Genomic DNA, 16,376 nt, shown 5'->3' on the forward strand with positions numbered 1-16,376 from the left:
GGATTAAAGATTATCCGCTTCTTGTTTCTTAATACTATCTTTATTTTTTGTTTTTCTTTTTTTGTTTCAACAACTATCTGGCTATTAATCATTTAATTTTCATTTCATTTTTTGATTTTTAATTAATTATTTTTTTTAAGTAAAATTAATTGTAGGTTTTTTAAAGGGTTTTATTTTTATGAGCGACGAGGCAAAGAAAAAAAGAAATAAGAGAGATTTGTCTCGAGTAATTCAGAAAAAAACAGAGCAGCTTTTCAATAAACCTAAAAGTTTAAAAAGGAAGAATTCGAAGTTTCTTATTTCGAAAGACCAAAAGAACCTCCATCAGCGCGCTAAGGAGTATGACGAGCTAGTACGTTCTCTATTAGATAAGCAGATCTCCGATACAAACCGTATTTTAATTTTTAATTATCAAGATGGGTTTGTTTTTACAGATATTCAGGACTTTGGGAAATACACTATAAGGCTTTAAAGAAGGACGTCAAGAGATAAAAAACATGCACAACGGGACAAACCTGGAATAAGGTAGGGAGTGGGCCTGGGCTAATGTTGCGCTATAGAAGCTGCGGCAATATGAAGATCTCCATAATCTTCATATTGCCGGTCAGTTTGGCCAAGCGCCTGTCTATAGCCATAGCGATGCACTTTCTTGCATCTACCCGCTCAATTCTCTCTCTTATGTTGAAGTTTTTTTCGCAAGGTGTTTATCACCTTGCGTTTTTTTTTGTTTGTTTCTAAGTTCTTTTTTTTTAATTAATTGGTTTTTTTTTAAAATTAAAGTGTAACTAACTGAATTTTTTTAATTTTAAGAATAAGAAATATGGTAATTTCTGGAAGCGGTAATATTTCCCCATCAGGCCCAAATCCTTGGGATCCATCAGTTGCTGGAAAGCAACCAGAGTCTATGGAAGGGACGAAAAAATCAGTGTTCTCTGATGTTAAGGAAGCTACGTCTACAAGCAAGCAGGAAGCCCTAGCTGTGTCAGGACAAACAGCAATGTATGAGACTGAGAAAACGATTAATGAGGGAAAGTACAAGAAAACCCAGGAAAAAGCCTCCACATCGTTAAAATCACGATTACGATCGAAATTTTCAAAGATAGGCGCCAGCATCCAAGGATTTCTTTCTGGATTTGGAACTCGAGCTTCTCGAGTATCTGCTCGCATTGCTGAATCTAATGGAGAAGGTAGGTCGATGCTTCCTAGCTCTATAGGTATGGTGGATAAAAAAAATAATCGCATTTCCCCTGAGATGCGAGGGTTTTATTTAGATGCTTCTGGATTAGGGAAAAGCTCTTCGGATATTTCTAGGTTATCTGTAGATTCTCTGCAGTCGACCTCTTTAGCTTCCGGATGGGTATCTTCTGGAAGTATTAGTGCTTCAGAATCCTCTGCAATTGCTTCTTTTGGTCCTGTACAGACGACAAGAGCAGTTACTTCGGACGTAGTGAACTACTGGACGGGAAGCCGTCTTGGTGGAGAAATGATCAGTTCTCTACTTGATCCTAATGTGGAAACTTCTTCTTTATTGCGTAGGGCTTCTCTTATAGAAAACGAGGGTATGGTGGATCTAGCTGATTTAAGTCAGGAGAATTTTAGTACCAGCATGCATAAAAGTAGCGCTTTAAAAAATACTAAGGTGCTTACTACAGGCGAGGATGCGGGGAAAGTCGAATCTCTTGAAATAGATAGTAGTTATGGGATTGTACAACAATCGATAAAAGAAAATGAAAAGAAAGAGATGCAGGAGGATCTTTTAAAAGAACAAATGGCCATGGCAGAAATGATGGCAAGTTTGCTTACTTCTGGGGCAAGCTCTACAATTTATGTTCCTGGTTCTTTTTTATCTAGTTCCGGGACACGCTTTCCTCCTCCTAGGATTTCTGGAACGATAGCTAAAAGTTTTTACGATAAAAAAACACACTTAGCCCCTGGTATTGAAAAAGTAAAATCACAGACAGATTTTTCCTTTGGAGGGAGGGATCCTGGGAGGGAGGACGGATCTTTAGTATTAGGATCTCGTAGTGAAAGTTCTTACCGTTTTCCTAGGGAAGTTATAACAACGGAAGAGGAAACTGTTAATCACGAGCAATCCACAGTATTTTTAAATGATAGAACTGTGAATAATATTTTTGATCCAGTCCCTGAGCAGAGCTCTCTTGAGAAATATGATGCTTCTGCAGCTTCCTCAGGAATGAATACGGTAAGTTCTGCTTATTTATTTCCAGCAGAGAGAGGGGTAGCTTTTCTTGCTCCCACTCCTGTTTCCTTGGATGAGTATAAATATGAGATTGATCATCATAAAGGTCCTGGAGGTCCTCCGGATCCTTTAATTTATCAATATCGTAATGTTGCTATAGATCCACCATTAGTGTTACGTCCTCCTCAACCGTTTACTTACTCTTCACGTTTTGTCGTGCAAGGGAAGCCAGAAGCTTCTTCTGTTCATGATGACGGAGGAGGATTTTCTGGAGGAGGATCAGATTCTGATCAGGGGCATGGTGGTAACAAGAACTTACCTAAAGGTAAAAAGAACAATTCCAATTTAAAATTTGGAGACTAAGGTGCGTATTTTATCTTTTGATCCTTATGGAGCGATGCCTTCACAGACAATTCAGCAAGACAGCAAACAACATCAAATGACGCTGAATCAAAGAATTTCTGATGAAATTGCTAAAAATGAGGCCATACGTTTAGCTTTGCTCGCTATTGCTGATCAAGAGAAAGATAGGAAACGCCAGCAACATAAATTTAAAATTCTGAATAAAAAGCAAGCGAACATTTTGCTTTCTCAGTTGCGTAATTTAGATTTAGATTTTCAACATTTAATGCATCCTAAAGCAAAAAATAAGCATCAAGAAGAACAGAAAAAAGAAAAGCAAAAAAGGGTATCATTTAAAATTGCTAAAGGAAAAAAAACTTTTAAAATCAATACTTCAGCAGCTCAAGCGATTGCTAATGCTGCTGAGGCATGGGTTATTGCTAGAAATCGAGGAGTACTCGATATGGCTTCCTTACTCTTTTGGAGTAAAGATGACGAAGTTTAAGCAGCGTGTTTTCCTTGTTGCTGGGAAGGAAGAGGCAACACTTTTTCTTCTTCCTGTTTTACAGGATACACAACAGCACACTGATTTTCTAGGTCTTTCCAGATAGCATTCAATTTTTTTAATTGTTTATTCGTTAGGTTATCCAGAATGAGCAGATCTTCAGAGTTTAAGTTAAAGCCGGCCTCAGACCAATTTGCTGAACCTGTAATCAATATACGATTATCAATAATAGCAAATTTATGATGGAGACGGTGACGGGTCACTTTAGCTCGCAATGTCAGATGGGAATCTTTTAACGCTTCAATTTGATGAATTGCTGATTTTTTAAAATCCTTATCTACAAGAATTTGCACATCCACTCCGCGTTTTTGTGCTTCGTTTAACTCATAAAAAATCGGGGGATAGGTTAGAGCAAACATAGCAATTCTTATGGTTTTTTTGGCTGTTTTTAATAGTTGTAATACTGCAGCTAGTGCTTTCCTTTGATCCCCAGGTAAAGAGAAATATTGTGCATTTTGTTTACGGATTTTAAATTCTCCTGAAGATTCTTTTTTAATGTGTTGGCAGAGCTCACTACTTTTTAGTCCAATGATTAAATTACTATCTTGGACTAAGGAGGGATAGGTGTAGTTTGCAGATCCTAACCATGCATAGGTATCGTCAATAGCAAGAGCTTTTTGATGCATGAGTTTCCTTCCTTCCACGGGATGCTCTACTAAAGTTACTTTTGAACTACTTGGAAAGTCAGTAACCCCTATCATTTTTTCATAATGGATGGCTACTGTACGGCCTGCTTTTGCCTGATTTGCAAAGCTGGTATAGACTTCAGGAGATGTGAGACGATAAATCCTTAAAAACACATTATTTTTTGCGTGATCAACAGCATCACAAAGAACTCGTAGGGGTTCGTCATTACATTGTTTACTATAGATTACTGGTTCTGATGAAGAAAGGAAAGTCTGAAAGGTATCTGGAGAAGGAGATTTTAGAAAGATACCTAGAATAAGTAAGGATCCTAATGTTATAGCAATTTTTATACGCGAATACGCTTTGTTTTTCATAGTATGAGTCTTGGATAAGGTTTTTTGAAATATCTATTTAATTTTTAAAAGCGCTTTTTTTAAAGAAAATGCAATTACTTATCTAGTAAAAATTTAATGAAATTCAATTAGTGTGTGAAAAATATGCGTTCCAATGTTGAGAAACTCTACGTACAGTATCTTCGTCAGCAACAACTTCTTTTGGGTAATGAGGTTTCATTAATGAGTTTAGAATGATAGGAAAGGTATAGTGAGGGTGGTGATGGACAACATGAGTAAAATGTGAGTAGATATCCGTGGCTGGTGAGGATCTAGTAAAGACTTTCCAGATAAAATCTTTAGGACTTGATACCAGAGAATCAAGATTTTCTGTTAGGACAATCAGTGGCCAGGAGGTTAGGCTGGGATGTAAAAGTAATTTTTCAGGGGATACTTGTGGCAGTGTTTCTAGAATAAGACATCCTGAGCAAAAGACTCCAATATCGGTTACCTGAGGTAAGGATTTTCCTGTATAGTGGGTGGGGAGATCCCGAATTTGTGGCCCTGTTCCCATAAGGATTGCTTTTGATCCTCTATTTAATGAGGGGCCAGTATAATCTAAAGTATCATTTGAAGTTTCTGATAGAATAATGAGATCACGATGAGGAAGCATTCGTGACAATAGGGTCTCTAACAATTTAGGAAAATCATTAAGATCCACAAGTTGATCTGTGATCATAAGAAACTTTGTTAAGGATAGCTGTCCCTCACCAAGGATTCTTAAGGCTGTTGTAAGGGATTCTTTCCAGTAGCGTTCTTTGACAACAGCTGCTGTTAATGCGTGGAAACCTGCTTCTCCATAACTTTTTAATCTTTGAACTCCAGGCATGACTAGGGGAAATAGGGGAGAAAGGTATTCTTGGAGCCTGTTACCTAAATAGAAATCTTCTTGGTAAGGTTTGCCAACAACTGTGGCTGGGTAAATAGCATCTTTGCGATGATAGATTTTTTTGCATGAAAAAATAGGGAAATCATGTTGTAGGCTATAGTAACCGAAATGGTCTCCAAAAGGTCCTTCGGGATGACGTTGATGGGCAATTCCTTCTCCTATGAGAATAAATTCAGCATCATACATGAGGGGATGTTGGGTGAATGGATCTTTTCTATAGGATAATTTTTTTCCTTGTAGAAATGTGCAAAAAAGGATTTCAGAAATATTTTCTGGAAGGGGAGCTATAGCAGAAAGAATAAGGAAGGGGTTCCCGGATAAAAATACGGTAATAGGAAGATGATGATTTTTTTGTTCAGCTTCATAAAAATGCATTCCTCCCCCTTTGTGAATTTGAAAATGGAGCCCTAATGTTTGATGATCAAACCTTTGCATGCGGTACATGCCTAGATTGGGGATTTTCGAGCTAGGAGATTCTGTATAGACAAGAGGCAGGGTGAGAAAAGCTCCTCCGTCTTCGGGCCAGCAAGTGAGTATGGGTAAGCGGTTTAAATCCACCGAGGACATCTGTTGGTAAGGAAATTTTGAAATATAAGAGTGTCGGAGTCCTAGAGATAAACAGCGGCGTAACAGCTTACGGTGCTTCCAGAAATGAGAGAATTTCGGGGGAGAGGAAAGTAGCTGAATAGCTTGAGATACTAAATTTTCAGGAATAGTAGAAAATATTAGATCTACCCGCTTTTGTGTCCCAAAAAGATTCGTTAATACAGGAAATGAAGATCCTTGAACATTGTGAAATAAGAGAGCGGGACCTTGATTTTGAATAACTCGACGATGAATTTCTGCTATTTCTAGATAAGGATCTACGGGTGCAAAAATATCAACAAGCTCATTTTGAGAACGTAAAAGGGAAATAAAATACCTTAAGGAAGACACGACATTTCCCTTATTTTACTTGAATATGGCTTAGCAACCTTTGCTTTTAGATCTAGCAATTACTTTTTCTAAACCGAGCTTATCAATAAGACGGAGGGCTGAAGTAGAGATTGTAAGTTTGAGAAACCGATTTTGTTCTACAGACCAGAGCTTTTTCGTCACCATATTGGGGAAGAAACGCCTTTTAGTTTTCCCTGTGACCTTTAAACCAATTCCTTTTTTCTTTTTGGCAATACCTCGCATGGTGTAACTATTTCCGCGACGAGGCCGTTTCCCTGTAAGTGGACACTTTCTTGACATGATTTCCCTATGATTAACTTTAATTATCGCAAGGTGTAGGACACATACGATGAAAGGATCCTATGTTAGACGTTTCCCAATATATGGGAAAGATTTTTTATTCAAAAAATTTTGATTACTCCCAATTCAAATTTATTTTAAGTACTTAATGAACATCTAAAGGCTAGAAAGAATAAATGAGATATTTTCATTGAATTTTTCATGAGTGGAGAGTCTTTCTATAGAGGGTTGCACTTTATACACCCAATTATGTTTAGAGATTCTTCCCGGAATATTAATACGCTCATACTGTAAATTTTTAGATACTAAATCTGGGCAAAGCGCAAGGTAATCATTGAGTAGATTAATATGAAAAATAGAAGAAGTTTTATGAGATAGTTGGAGAATATAACGTTGGTCTTCTTCAGAAAGGGTGGGTGTGAAAGATAGTCCAAGAAATTGAGCAAAAGCTTGAGCTTCTTTTGGGGAATGTTTCCACCAGAGGGCTAGGGTATCAGAATCATGTGTAGATAAGGAGGTCACAGATAGTGGGGGATACTCATCAAATGGAATAAAACTCCCATCGCTATCCCAATGGCGCTCCCAGCGAGGAATTCGTGTTCCACAGATACCTAGTTTGAACAAAGTTTGTTTAATATCCTGAGGAACACTTCCCAAGTCCTCTCCTATAGGAAGCATTCTCGATGCTTTCAGTAAGTGAGTAAGAATATCCATCCCTTGTTCGATATATTCTTGAGAATAGGCGGGTTCAAATCTTCCCTTTCCTTTAGCATCCACAACCCAAAAACGAAATAAGCCTGAAATATGATCTAGACGATAAATAGAGTAAAAGTTTTCCGCATAACGTAAGCGGACTTTCCACCAGAAATAGTTGTCTTTTTTTAAGTTATTCCAATTGTAAATAGGAAGATGCCAATTTTGTCCCTCAGCATTATAAATATCGGGAGGTGCGCCTACAGAACCAAAAGAGGAAAAAAACTGACGATAGTACCAAACATCACAGCTATCTTTACTAATAAGAATAGGAAGGTCTCCTTTAAGGAAAATTTGGTTGTCATCAGCAAAGTCTTTTACTCGAGACATTTGTGAGAAACATAAAAATTGGAGGTAGGAGAAAAAACTACACTCATAAGAAAATTGTTTCTCAATAGCAGAAAAGTTTTTTATGTCTGTATAGGTTTTAGGCCAATTATTGATAGGTGCGTTGTTTAAGTGTCGTTTGATAGAACGAAATACTGCGTATGGCCGTAACCAATATTTCTCTTTTTCACAAAAAATTTGAAATTCCTCATTTTTGAGAGCCCCCCTATGTAAGGCATAACGATAATAATCATCTAGGAATTTCCATTTGGCAGCTCTTAATTGAGAATAGTGTACATAAGGAAGCTTGCATAGCTGCTGCATCATTGTAATTTGAGCATTAGCATTAGGAATATCCTGGATATACTGGAGATCATATAAGGAAAGATGTAACGGATTTAGAGCAACGGAACTTAAGCTATTGTAGGGACTACTATCGTCACTATCATTAATAGGAAGGATTTGGATAATTTGTAACCCATGTTGTCGGCACCAGGAAATAAGAGGAAGTAAATCTAAGTACTCTCCAATACCACAGCTGTTTTGCGTATGCAGAGAAAATAGGGGGACAGCAATTCCATGCTTAGGAAGCGTCCCAAGGATTTTCCAACAATGCTTCGCTGGAGAATTTTGGATATAGCGTATGGCTTGAGAAAATGGAGTCATAAGTCCTATGTGCAGAATACATAAAAAGCTGAAATCCAAAAGATTAAAAGAAATGAACTCAGAAATAGTGTTTAGTTCTTTTTATGTAAAGATGCTCGCCTCTCCCCTAAATAGAATTATAGGTGATACATTCCTAACATATGTAAATCAGGAAGATTCCCTGTTTGTAATGCAGAGATCCAAATTTTAGCATGCATAGAGAAGAAATTTAAATAATGAAAAAGCTTTTCTCCATTTAAATAGTTCATATTTAATACATCAGATAAGTACAATTGTTGGGTTAACTCACCATAGCCAAGAATACCTTTAATATTGGATTGTGGGGAGGCATTTACTGAAAGTGCTGCTTTGAAAATACGTTCTCTAAATACATTTTCTGGCAGTAACCCTAGTATAGTCCCCACTACAATATCTCCCGAATTTCCATCTTCTTCAATTTGTATAGGTACATCTATATTGTTAAAGCGAATCACGCACGCTTGATTTTTGTCAGGAGCCAGTGAAGCATTAAGTTGCTTACCTAAATCTTCTAAAAGTTGTTCGAATTGATTTTGCATAGTACCAAAAGTAGAGTTATGACCAAGGATACGGTTTAGGAAAATCGGTAGGTTTAGGGTAGTTTTCGTTATTAATATTTACGGAATCTAATGCATTGGCTAACATAGTTGCAAGTTGCTGTCGTTTATCCGCCGAAGAAAATAATCTAGGGGATGTTCCCCTTATAGCTGTGAAAAAAAGGTTGAGTATTGACGATACAGCATCGACGTCATCTCCCACAAGTCCACGAACAGCACGTTCCATTTTAGATGCAGTAGGAAACTTATCACCAATTAACGAAAAGAAAGTGTCGCCGACTTTTTGAAATGTTAGGTCTTCAGGGAGAGACACTCCTTCCGCTTTTAATGATGCTGTAAGAGTAGGAAGTTTTATTTGAAAGAAATCATAACCGCTAATTACTGCCTGAAGATTGCGAGTTTCTGTCATTAAAACCTGCAGTTTAGCAGGCTCTATGGACGCTCCTTCAGATTTTAAGTCAGCAGACATCCCTTTCAGTAGAAAAGAAGAAACAGTAGCCATTTCCTCATAGTTATAACGTGACTGTAACATTTGGAGTAAACTGTCACACGTATGAAAGTTGGAAGTGACTTCTAGGTAGAGGGATCGTAAGCTAGGAGCAGAAACATTGAGAGCTGAAGCATATTCTTGCGAAGCAAATAAAATATTTTTCCCACCAACAACTGCTTGGTGATTCTGTTGAGTATGGCGTTGTTGGGCTCTAACTAAAGTATCTTTTAAAGCACCTTGGGCATTGGGAGTTGTTTGAATTAGGTAATCTAATGCAATGCTCTGTAATGCAGGATCTGAGAATTTAGATTGCAAAAGACTTAATATGTCATCTTCAGAAGCATCATTTTTTAGGGAATCGCGAATGCTTCTTAAATCTCCTGCGGAGATTTCGGAATTATTTTCTGTATATTTATCTGCAAGATCTGCATCAGATTTTTCTTCTGTGGCCTCAGACTTTTTCTCTGTCTGTGCGGCCCCTCCCTTTCTTCTAGATTCTAAAGTCTGGAACTTTTCTTCTTTTTTCTTTGTTCGGGTAGCTGCTGCAGGGTTGGATACGTCTTGGTTATCCTTAATCAGGCTGATACTTGATTGCTCTTGCGTGGCAATGATTTCTTTGGCATCTGCTGTTGCTGCTGCTTGTTGTACTTGAGCTACGTCAACAGCATTTGCTCTGCCTAAGCCTCCTGCACCTCCAGATGCCGCCATATACCCTCGCTAAGAAAAAACAGATATTTAGAAAATCTGAATTCTTCCCAATGGCTGAATACGAATTTCTGGGAGAATTTCTTGATAAGAAATTACAGCGATATCGGGAAATTCAGTCTCTATTAATTTTCTTACATAGCGTCTTACATCAATTGCTGTCAATAATACGGGGGGTTGTCCTCCAGGAGGAGTTGGTGTAATCGTATTCCTCATAGATTTTAAAATGAGATTAACAGAGTCGGGATCCAAAGCTAGATAGGAGCCAGCAGAGGTTTGTTTAATAGCTCCTCGAATCATCTCTTCAATTTCAGGGTCAAGAAGATAAACAGAAATTGCAGATTGTCCTTGAGAAAACTTAAAGCTAATATAGAGCTTTAGAGAGGAGCGTACGTATTCTGTAAGCAAAACAGTATCTTTTTCTGTTTGAGCCCATTCACTTAATGATTCCAAAATGGTTCGTAAATCTTTAATCGATATTTGTTCTTGAACTAAACGCTTAAAGATTTCTGTAAGTTTTTGTAGAGGAATGAGCCTTGTGACTTCTTTTACAAGATCAGGGAAGGAACGTTCCATAAATTCAATCATAGAACGTACTTCTTGAATTCCTAGGAATTCTTGGGAGCTTTTATGGAAGAAATAGGATAAGTGAAGAATAATTACTTCTAACGGAGTCCAATATTTAATAGCAGCTTTTTCCAGGATTGCTTTAGCATCTTCGCTTACCCAAGCAGAAGGAAGTCCAGCAGCATTTTTATAGGTAATAAACGGAAGATTGTATCGCTTGAGATTCTCTTCTACTTCATTAGTTAATACGTGATTTGCAGGTATCTTCCCACGCACATAAGGAACCTCATTTAAAAGAATCATGTAATCATGACCTTCTAAGGAAGGTGAGTCAGTTCTCACATGAATCCCTGGATAACGGATACCGATATCATGATATAAAGCTTGGCGCATTTTAGGGATCATATCATCAATAAAGCTCTGCCCAGATTTTGTCCTTTGTTGGATAAGCTTGGAAAGATCTTTACCTAATTCTAAAATCACAGGGAGAGTTAATGAATAATCATCAGGATTATCTCCCGCTGTAGCAGAACCATCATTAGCAGCTCCCACTGTGGTAGAAGCATTTCCACCTTTTTGAGATGAAGAGTTTTTTTTGGCAAGCAGAATAACCCCAAGAATACCAAAGAGAAGAGCTAAAATAGCGAATGACCATAAAGGGAACCCTTTAAAGAAGCCTACCCCTAACGTTGCCGCTGCAGCTAATAGCAAAGCTCTAGGTTCTTTAACCAATTGTGAGGAGATTTCCTTACCTAAGTTTGTATTTTTATCACTAGATACTCGAGTAGTTACAATACCAGCAGTTAGTGAGATCAGTAAGGAGGGAATTTGAGAAACTAATCCGTCTCCTATGGATAATAGTGTATATACATGGGCAGCTTGAGCTAAATCCATGCCATGCATGGTGACGCCAATAGTCAAACCTCCTACGATATTAATTAAGGAGATAACGATACCAGCAATGACGTCTCCTTTAATGAACTTCATAGCACCATCCATGGCTCCATAAAGCTCACTTTCTTTTTGAATCATAGCCCGTTTATCACGTGCTTGTTGCGCATCAATCATTCCGGCACGTAAATCTGCATCAATAGCCATTTGCTTACCGGGCATAGCATCTAAACGGAATCTCGCAGCGACTTCAGCAACACGCTCAGCACCTTTAGTAACAACAATGAACTGGATAATCGTGATGATAAGGAAGATGATAAATCCAACAACATAGTTTCCTCCTACCACGAAATCACCGAATGCTTGAATAACGTGACCTGCATATGCCTTGAGTAGAATTTGTCGTGAGGAAGAAATGTTAATTCCCAACCGGAACATAGTTGTAATTAAGAGTAGGGAAGGGAAAACAGATAATTGTAGAGCGCTAGGAATGTATAAAGCTACCATTAGCAGGAAGACGGAGACAGCCAAATTAATGGTAATCATCAAGTCCACAATGGTTGGAGGCAGAGGTAAGATGATCATCAAAACAACGCCAATCATCCACAAAGCGAGGATGAGGTCGCTTGATTTATTGATCATATTTAATGCTGCTTCTCCGCCAAAGGTTCTACTGACAAAATTGAGTAGTTTATTCATTATAGATTATCGAATTGGTTAATGTTTTTATTATTAGGATTTTGCGCGTTAAGAGATGTAATATAAAGAAGAATTTCTCCTACAGCTTCATAAGTAGATTCTGGGATAAACTTCAACTCTTTTCCTTCATCCCAAAGCTGGTGGGCTAAAGGGACATTTCTCATAACTGGAATTCCATATTTTTCAGCTTCTGCAATAATTCTTTTTGCACGCAAGTTAATTCCCATAGCAATAATCCAGGGAGCTTTATATTTTTCAGGCATGTAGCCAATAGCAACAGCTATATCCTTAGGGTTAGATACCACTGTGCTTGCATGTTTAATTTGGGTAGACGGATCTTCATAAGCAATTTCTTGAGCAATTTGTCTTCGTCGCCCTTTAATTTCCGGATTACCTTCTGTATCCTTAAATTCCTGTTTAACCTCAAACTTTTCCATTTTGAGTTCTTTGGCAAAGGTTTTTCTTTGATACACTAAGTCAAGAACAGCAACTACTAAGAAAAAAATCCCAATGGATATAACTGCTTTATGAAGAATTTGCTTAAAGATAGTGGCTGTAACAATAGGGGAAACCCCCGCAGTTTCTATAATTAAAGGTACACGATTTTTAAGTGTAGTATATAAAATTAACGCAGCACCAAAAATTTTCAGCATGGACTTAAGCAATTCGATTAAAGTCTTCACTTTAAATTTTTGCTTTAAGTTATCAATAGGGTTAAATTTCTTAAGGTCAGGTTTAAAAACCTCAGTAGAAAATGTTGGCCCTACGACAAGAAATCCAACTAGAAGGCCTACAAATCCTACAGCTCCTAATAGAGGAAGAGAGGTTGTAAGGATTAAAGTTAAGCAATTGTGTAAGTAATATAAAGTAACTCTTGGATTGTGATGTATAGGAGCTTCTTTAAGAATAGAAGCCAAGAAACTCCCTAAATGTTGAGCGAAAAAAGATGTTAAATAAAATACTGTGAACATGGAGACAATAAAAGTAATCGCAGAAGGGAAATCTTGAGATTTCGCTACCTGGCCTTTCTTCCTTGCGTCTCGAAGACGCTTCGGGGTTGCCTTTTCTGTTTTTTCGCCCATTGTTGGCCAACGTAAAGAGCATTAAATTAGGAATAATCTGCAACTTACCTTATAAGTGTGTTTTTCACAAGAGAGAACCATAGAACATTGAGTATGAATGGTTAAAATTCTATCTTTAGAATTCTTTAGGTAAAAATATTGGTCTGTAATTAGGCCAGTTTTATATTGCTTTTTCCTCTCCCAAAAAGGATGTAAGAAAGAGATGGCTGGGGCTTTTAGCTTGGCATGGAAAATGGTAATTACTAAAATCGAGTGTTTTTGTGAGATATAACATCAATAAAAGATAAGATTATGCATACAGAATGTGGGATTGTTGGGCTCCCTAATGTAGGTAAGTCCGGGTTATTTAATGCTCTTACTGGAGCTCAGGTAGCTTCTTGTAACTATCCTTTTTGTACGATTGACCCCAATGTTGGTATTGTTCCTATTATCGATAATCGTTTAGATATCTTGGCTAAGATGAGTCAAAGTCAGAAAGTTATCTATACTGACATGAAGTTTGTGGACATTGCAGGTTTAGTTAAAGGAGCTGCGGATGGGGCCGGATTGGGGAATCGTTTTCTTTCTCATATTCGTGAAACGCATGCTATAGCTCATGTAGTTCGTTGTTTTGACAATGATGACGTGACTCATGTATCAGGAAAGATAGATCCACGTGATGATATTACTGTAATTAATTTAGAATTGATATGTGCGGACTTTTCTTCTGCTACTAGTATTCATAGTAAGTTATCTAAGCAAGCTAAAGGGAAAAAAGATAGCGGAGCAGCATTGCCAATCCTTGATAAAGTAATTGCACATTTAGAAAGTGGTCATCCTGTACGTACTTTAGATTTATCAGCAGAGGAATGGCACCAATTAAAACCTTATCCTTTTCTCACAGCAAAGCCTGTATTGTATATAGCAAACATAGGAGAAGACTCTTTAGAAAGTATGCATAATAAGTATGTAGCTGCTGTTGAAGAAGTTGCTAAGCAAGAAGTTGCTCAAGTTATTCCTATTTGTGTACGTTTGGAAGAAGAAATTATGTCTCTTCCTATCGAAGATAGACCAGATTTTCTTAGTAGCTTAGGGTTAAAGGAATCAGGTCTTAATAGACTTGTGCGCACTGCGTATCATACTTTAGGTTTGATTTCCTATTTTACAACGGGCCCTCAGGAAACGCGGGCCTGGACAATTTCTAAAGGTTCTACAGCTGTAGAAGCAGCAGGGCAGATTCATACAGATATTCAAAAAGGGTTTATTCGCGCCGAAGTGGCTACTTTTAACGATATGCTTACTTATAATGGACGTTCAGGGGTTCGCGAAGCAGGTAAGTTACGTATAGAGGGTAGAGACTATATAGTCCAAGATGGTGATATCATGCTGTTCTTGCATAATTAGAGAAAAAGTTTTTTGCATTTTGAATATCTTGGCGAATCGCTTGTGCAAGTTCTGTACGGGAAGAAAATTTTTTTTCTTTTCGCAAGAGTTTTTGAGGAATCACTGAAACAGTTTCGTTATATATATTTTCTTGGAAATCAAAAAGATGAGCTTCCAAGCATAAAGCATTTCTATTTACAGTAGGAGCATAACCTAAATTCATAACTCCTAAGTAACATTGTTTATTATGTTCTATCTTACATGCATAAACTCCACAAAGAAGCACACTATCTTCTTGAGGAAGATTAATTGTTGCTGTCCCTAATTGTGTTCCTAGACCACAGCCAGAAGTAATTGTCCCAGAAAACATGTAAGTATAGCCCAAATGCTTATTCGCTCTTTCTAGGTCGCCTTGAGATAAAAATTGGCGTATTTTCTTACTAGAAACTATTTCATTATTGATTTTACATGGAGGGACCTCAGTAATTTCCATTCCTAAGGCATTGGTTAATGGACGTAAGGTTGTTGCATTTCCGAGTCCTCCTTTACCTAATCGAGAGTCATACCCCAATACTAAGCGCTTACAACGTAGAACTTGATGCAGAGAACAAATAAAATTTTCAGCTGATCGATTAGAAAAGCTTTTGGTGAAGGGAAGAATACATAAGCAATCGATAGGGAAACTTTGCAGACGCTGAAGTTTTTCGTTTTTGCTAATAATTAATCGAGGTCCTGGAGGTTGCAAAATCTCTTGGGGATGCACATCAAAAGTAATGATTCCAGATCTTCCTGGATAAGAAGAAAGACAATTTAATAGTTTTTGATGTCCTAAGTGACAGCCATCAAAAAAACCTATAGTTATAGAATCTAAAGGGAAATCAATGGATGCTAAACTATAAAATATTTCCATGGAAATCTCTTAGATGGGGAGACACGTTAAAATCAGGACAATCAAGTAGACGACCATCAATACATTGATCTATAGAGAAATTTCCACTACGTAATCGTCGTAATTCTTCTAAATAGGCTCCACAACCTAACATGTTACCTAGTTCATGAGCAATACTTCGGATATAAGTTCCTTTGCTGCAGCGGACAGAAAAACAAAGAAGAGGATATTCGTATTTAGTAATTTGTAAGTGTACTTGAACTGTAGAGTGACGACGCTCTATAGATAATCCTTTACGGGCGTATTCATAAAGTTTTTTTCCATTAATTTTTTTAGCAGAGAACATCGGGGGAATTTGTTGGATTTCTCCTTGAAAATATTGAGATGCTTCTAGAATTTCTTGATATGTTGGAATTTTTTTAGATCTACCTACAATCTTGCCATTACAATCATAGGAATCCGTAGTTGTACCGAGATGGGCAACAGCTGCATACTCTTTGTCTTCAAATAATAGGGTATCGGATAAACGAGTAAACTTACGTCCTATTAGCATAACCATGACCCCTGTAGCGAAGGGATCTAAAGTCCCTGCATGCCCAATTTTTTTAACCCCAATTAATTTGGTGAGAGCACGAATAAGACTAAATGAGGTTCTTCCTTCAGGCTTATCTATAAGAAGAATGCCTTCTTTAAGTTCTGTAGCAAGTTCCATAATAATTTCGTCAGTATTAAATCTTCTTAAAGAGGTAAGTTCAATTCTTATCTTGTTGTTGTATTTTCCAAAGCAAATTTTCTATATGGTCTTGAGGAGAAAAAATATCATCTAGATAAAATGTTAGTTCTGGGAAATACTTAAGCACAATATTTTTAGAAGCTTTATAGGCAATATAGCCGGAAGAAGATTTCAAAGCTGCTAAAGTTTCGGATTGAGTGTTTTCATGAGGCATAATTGAAACATAGACACGCGCGAACCGTAAGTCTTTAGACAATGATACTCGAGTTACTGTAATCCAACGATTAGAAATCTTCGGGTGTTTAATGTCTTTTAAGATGACATTAGCGATAGCTTCACGAAGCACAGCATTGACTTTTTGTATACGCCTATTTTCCGTCATAACA

Annotated in this window: 15 protein-coding genes; 4 read left to right on the forward strand and 11 right to left on the reverse strand. The window is 37.4% G+C overall.

Translation table 11 applies throughout. The features are described 5' to 3' along the window. Nucleotides 1-178: 178 nt before the first annotated feature. From ltuB to M787_RS04020, 3 genes are all read left to right on the forward strand, one after another. Nucleotides 179-472, forward strand: coding sequence for a late transcription unit protein LtuB (ltuB, locus tag M787_RS04010; protein ID WP_021828292.1), 294 nt, complete (start codon nt 179-181; stop codon nt 470-472). A 348-nt stretch (nt 473-820) separates the two neighbouring features. After that, nucleotides 821-2,563 (forward strand): hypothetical protein, encoded by a 1,743-nt coding sequence (locus M787_RS04015; protein ID WP_021828293.1) that lies wholly within the window; start codon nt 821-823, stop codon nt 2,561-2,563. A gap of 1 nt (nt 2,564) precedes the next feature. Beyond that, nucleotides 2,565-3,047: a hypothetical protein gene (locus M787_RS04020; protein WP_021828294.1), complete on the forward strand. Its 483-nt coding sequence runs from the start codon at nt 2,565-2,567 to the stop codon at nt 3,045-3,047. Here M787_RS04020 and M787_RS04025 read toward each other — a convergent pair. The 8 genes from M787_RS04025 to sctU all read right to left on the reverse strand — a co-directional run bounded on the left by M787_RS04025 (nt 3,044) and on the right by sctU (nt 13,006). Continuing rightward, nucleotides 3,044-4,108, reverse strand: coding sequence for a phospholipase D-like domain-containing protein (locus M787_RS04025; protein WP_021828295.1), 1,065 nt, complete (start codon nt 4,106-4,108; stop codon nt 3,044-3,046). The two genes, M787_RS04020 and M787_RS04025, sit on opposite strands and share 4 nt — an antisense overlap. 103 nt (nt 4,109-4,211) lie before the next feature. Then, nucleotides 4,212-5,951, reverse strand: a complete 1,740-nt coding sequence (locus M787_RS04030) for a menaquinone biosynthesis decarboxylase (RefSeq protein WP_021828296.1) — start codon at nt 5,949-5,951, stop codon at nt 4,212-4,214. 30 nt (nt 5,952-5,981) lie between these two features. After that, nucleotides 5,982-6,251: a 50S ribosomal protein L28 gene (rpmB, locus tag M787_RS04035; protein ID WP_021828297.1), complete on the reverse strand. Its 270-nt coding sequence runs from the start codon at nt 6,249-6,251 to the stop codon at nt 5,982-5,984. Nucleotides 6,252-6,407: 156 nt separating this feature from the next. Next, complete coding sequence (locus tag M787_RS04040; protein ID WP_021828298.1) at nt 6,408-7,997, reverse strand: 4-alpha-glucanotransferase; 1,590 nt, start codon at nt 7,995-7,997, stop codon at nt 6,408-6,410. A gap of 116 nt (nt 7,998-8,113) precedes the next feature. Further along, nucleotides 8,114-8,554: a CesT family type III secretion system chaperone gene (locus tag M787_RS04045; RefSeq protein WP_021828299.1), complete on the reverse strand. Its 441-nt coding sequence runs from the start codon at nt 8,552-8,554 to the stop codon at nt 8,114-8,116. Nucleotides 8,555-8,570: 16 nt separating this feature from the next. Beyond that, entirely contained in the window at nt 8,571-9,770 is a 1,200-nt protein-coding gene (gene sctW, locus M787_RS04050; RefSeq protein ID WP_021828300.1) for a type III secretion system gatekeeper subunit SctW, read from the reverse strand. 27 nt (nt 9,771-9,797) lie between these two features. Beyond that, nucleotides 9,798-11,924 (reverse strand): type III secretion system export apparatus subunit SctV, encoded by a 2,127-nt coding sequence (gene sctV / locus M787_RS04055; protein ID WP_021828301.1) that lies wholly within the window; start codon nt 11,922-11,924, stop codon nt 9,798-9,800. After that, nucleotides 11,924-13,006: a type III secretion system export apparatus subunit SctU gene (gene sctU, locus M787_RS04060; RefSeq protein ID WP_021828302.1), complete on the reverse strand. Its 1,083-nt coding sequence runs from the start codon at nt 13,004-13,006 to the stop codon at nt 11,924-11,926. Before sctU ends, sctV begins: the two co-directional genes overlap by 1 nt. A gap of 291 nt (nt 13,007-13,297) precedes the next feature. On the opposite strand from sctU, the gene ychF reads away from it, so the two are divergent. Continuing rightward, the gene (gene ychF / locus M787_RS04065; protein WP_021828303.1) at nt 13,298-14,389 is read left to right on the forward strand and encodes a redox-regulated ATPase YchF; all 1,092 of its coding nucleotides are present in this window, start codon (nt 13,298-13,300) and stop codon (nt 14,387-14,389) included. Here the strand turns inward: ychF and M787_RS04070 are convergent. The 3 genes from M787_RS04070 to rbfA are packed head-to-tail and all read right to left on the reverse strand — an operon-like array spanning nt 14,367 to nt 16,372. Beyond that, nucleotides 14,367-15,278, reverse strand: coding sequence for a bifunctional riboflavin kinase/FAD synthetase (locus tag M787_RS04070; protein WP_021828304.1), 912 nt, complete (start codon nt 15,276-15,278; stop codon nt 14,367-14,369). The genes ychF and M787_RS04070 overlap by 23 nt on opposite strands. Beyond that, entirely contained in the window at nt 15,262-15,969 is a 708-nt protein-coding gene (gene truB / locus M787_RS04075; RefSeq protein ID WP_021828305.1) for a tRNA pseudouridine(55) synthase TruB, read from the reverse strand. The genes M787_RS04070 and truB overlap by 17 nt, the downstream gene beginning before the upstream one ends. Nucleotides 15,970-16,009: 40 nt before the next feature. Next, nucleotides 16,010-16,372, reverse strand: coding sequence for a 30S ribosome-binding factor RbfA (rbfA, locus tag M787_RS04080; RefSeq protein WP_021828306.1), 363 nt, complete (start codon nt 16,370-16,372; stop codon nt 16,010-16,012). Between the last annotated feature and the right edge of the window lie 4 nt (nt 16,373-16,376).

The sequence above is a fragment of the Chlamydia gallinacea 08-1274/3 genome, from assembly GCF_000471025.2.
In the GTDB taxonomy this organism is placed as follows: Bacteria; Chlamydiota; Chlamydiia; order Chlamydiales; family Chlamydiaceae; genus Chlamydia; species Chlamydia gallinacea.

What these genes read in the sequence shown, in the direction of transcription:
- ltuB (WP_021828292.1), top strand. Translation starts at nt 179, where the DNA reads ATGAGCGACGAGGCAAAGAAAAAAAGAAATAAGAGAGATTTGTCTCGA.
- M787_RS04015 (WP_021828293.1), top strand. Translation starts at nt 821, where the DNA reads ATGGTAATTTCTGGAAGCGGTAATATTTCCCCATCAGGCCCAAATCCT.
- M787_RS04025 (WP_021828295.1), bottom strand. Translation starts at nt 4,108, where the DNA reads ATGAAAAACAAAGCGTATTCGCGTATAAAAATTGCTATAACATTAGGA.
- rpmB (WP_021828297.1), bottom strand. Translation starts at nt 6,251, where the DNA reads ATGTCAAGAAAGTGTCCACTTACAGGGAAACGGCCTCGTCGCGGAAAT.
- M787_RS04040 (WP_021828298.1), bottom strand. Translation starts at nt 7,997, where the DNA reads ATGACTCCATTTTCTCAAGCCATACGCTATATCCAAAATTCTCCAGCG.
- M787_RS04045 (WP_021828299.1), bottom strand. Translation starts at nt 8,554, where the DNA reads ATGCAAAATCAATTCGAACAACTTTTAGAAGATTTAGGTAAGCAACTT.
- sctW (WP_021828300.1), bottom strand. Translation starts at nt 9,770, where the DNA reads ATGGCGGCATCTGGAGGTGCAGGAGGCTTAGGCAGAGCAAATGCTGTT.
- sctV (WP_021828301.1), bottom strand. Translation starts at nt 11,924, where the DNA reads ATGAATAAACTACTCAATTTTGTCAGTAGAACCTTTGGCGGAGAAGCA.
- sctU (WP_021828302.1), bottom strand. Translation starts at nt 13,006, where the DNA reads ATGGGCGAAAAAACAGAAAAGGCAACCCCGAAGCGTCTTCGAGACGCA.
- ychF (WP_021828303.1), top strand. Translation starts at nt 13,298, where the DNA reads ATGCATACAGAATGTGGGATTGTTGGGCTCCCTAATGTAGGTAAGTCC.
- M787_RS04070 (WP_021828304.1), bottom strand. Translation starts at nt 15,278, where the DNA reads ATGGAAATATTTTATAGTTTAGCATCCATTGATTTCCCTTTAGATTCT.
- truB (WP_021828305.1), bottom strand. Translation starts at nt 15,969, where the DNA reads ATGGAACTTGCTACAGAACTTAAAGAAGGCATTCTTCTTATAGATAAG.
- rbfA (WP_021828306.1), bottom strand. Translation starts at nt 16,372, where the DNA reads ATGACGGAAAATAGGCGTATACAAAAAGTCAATGCTGTGCTTCGTGAA.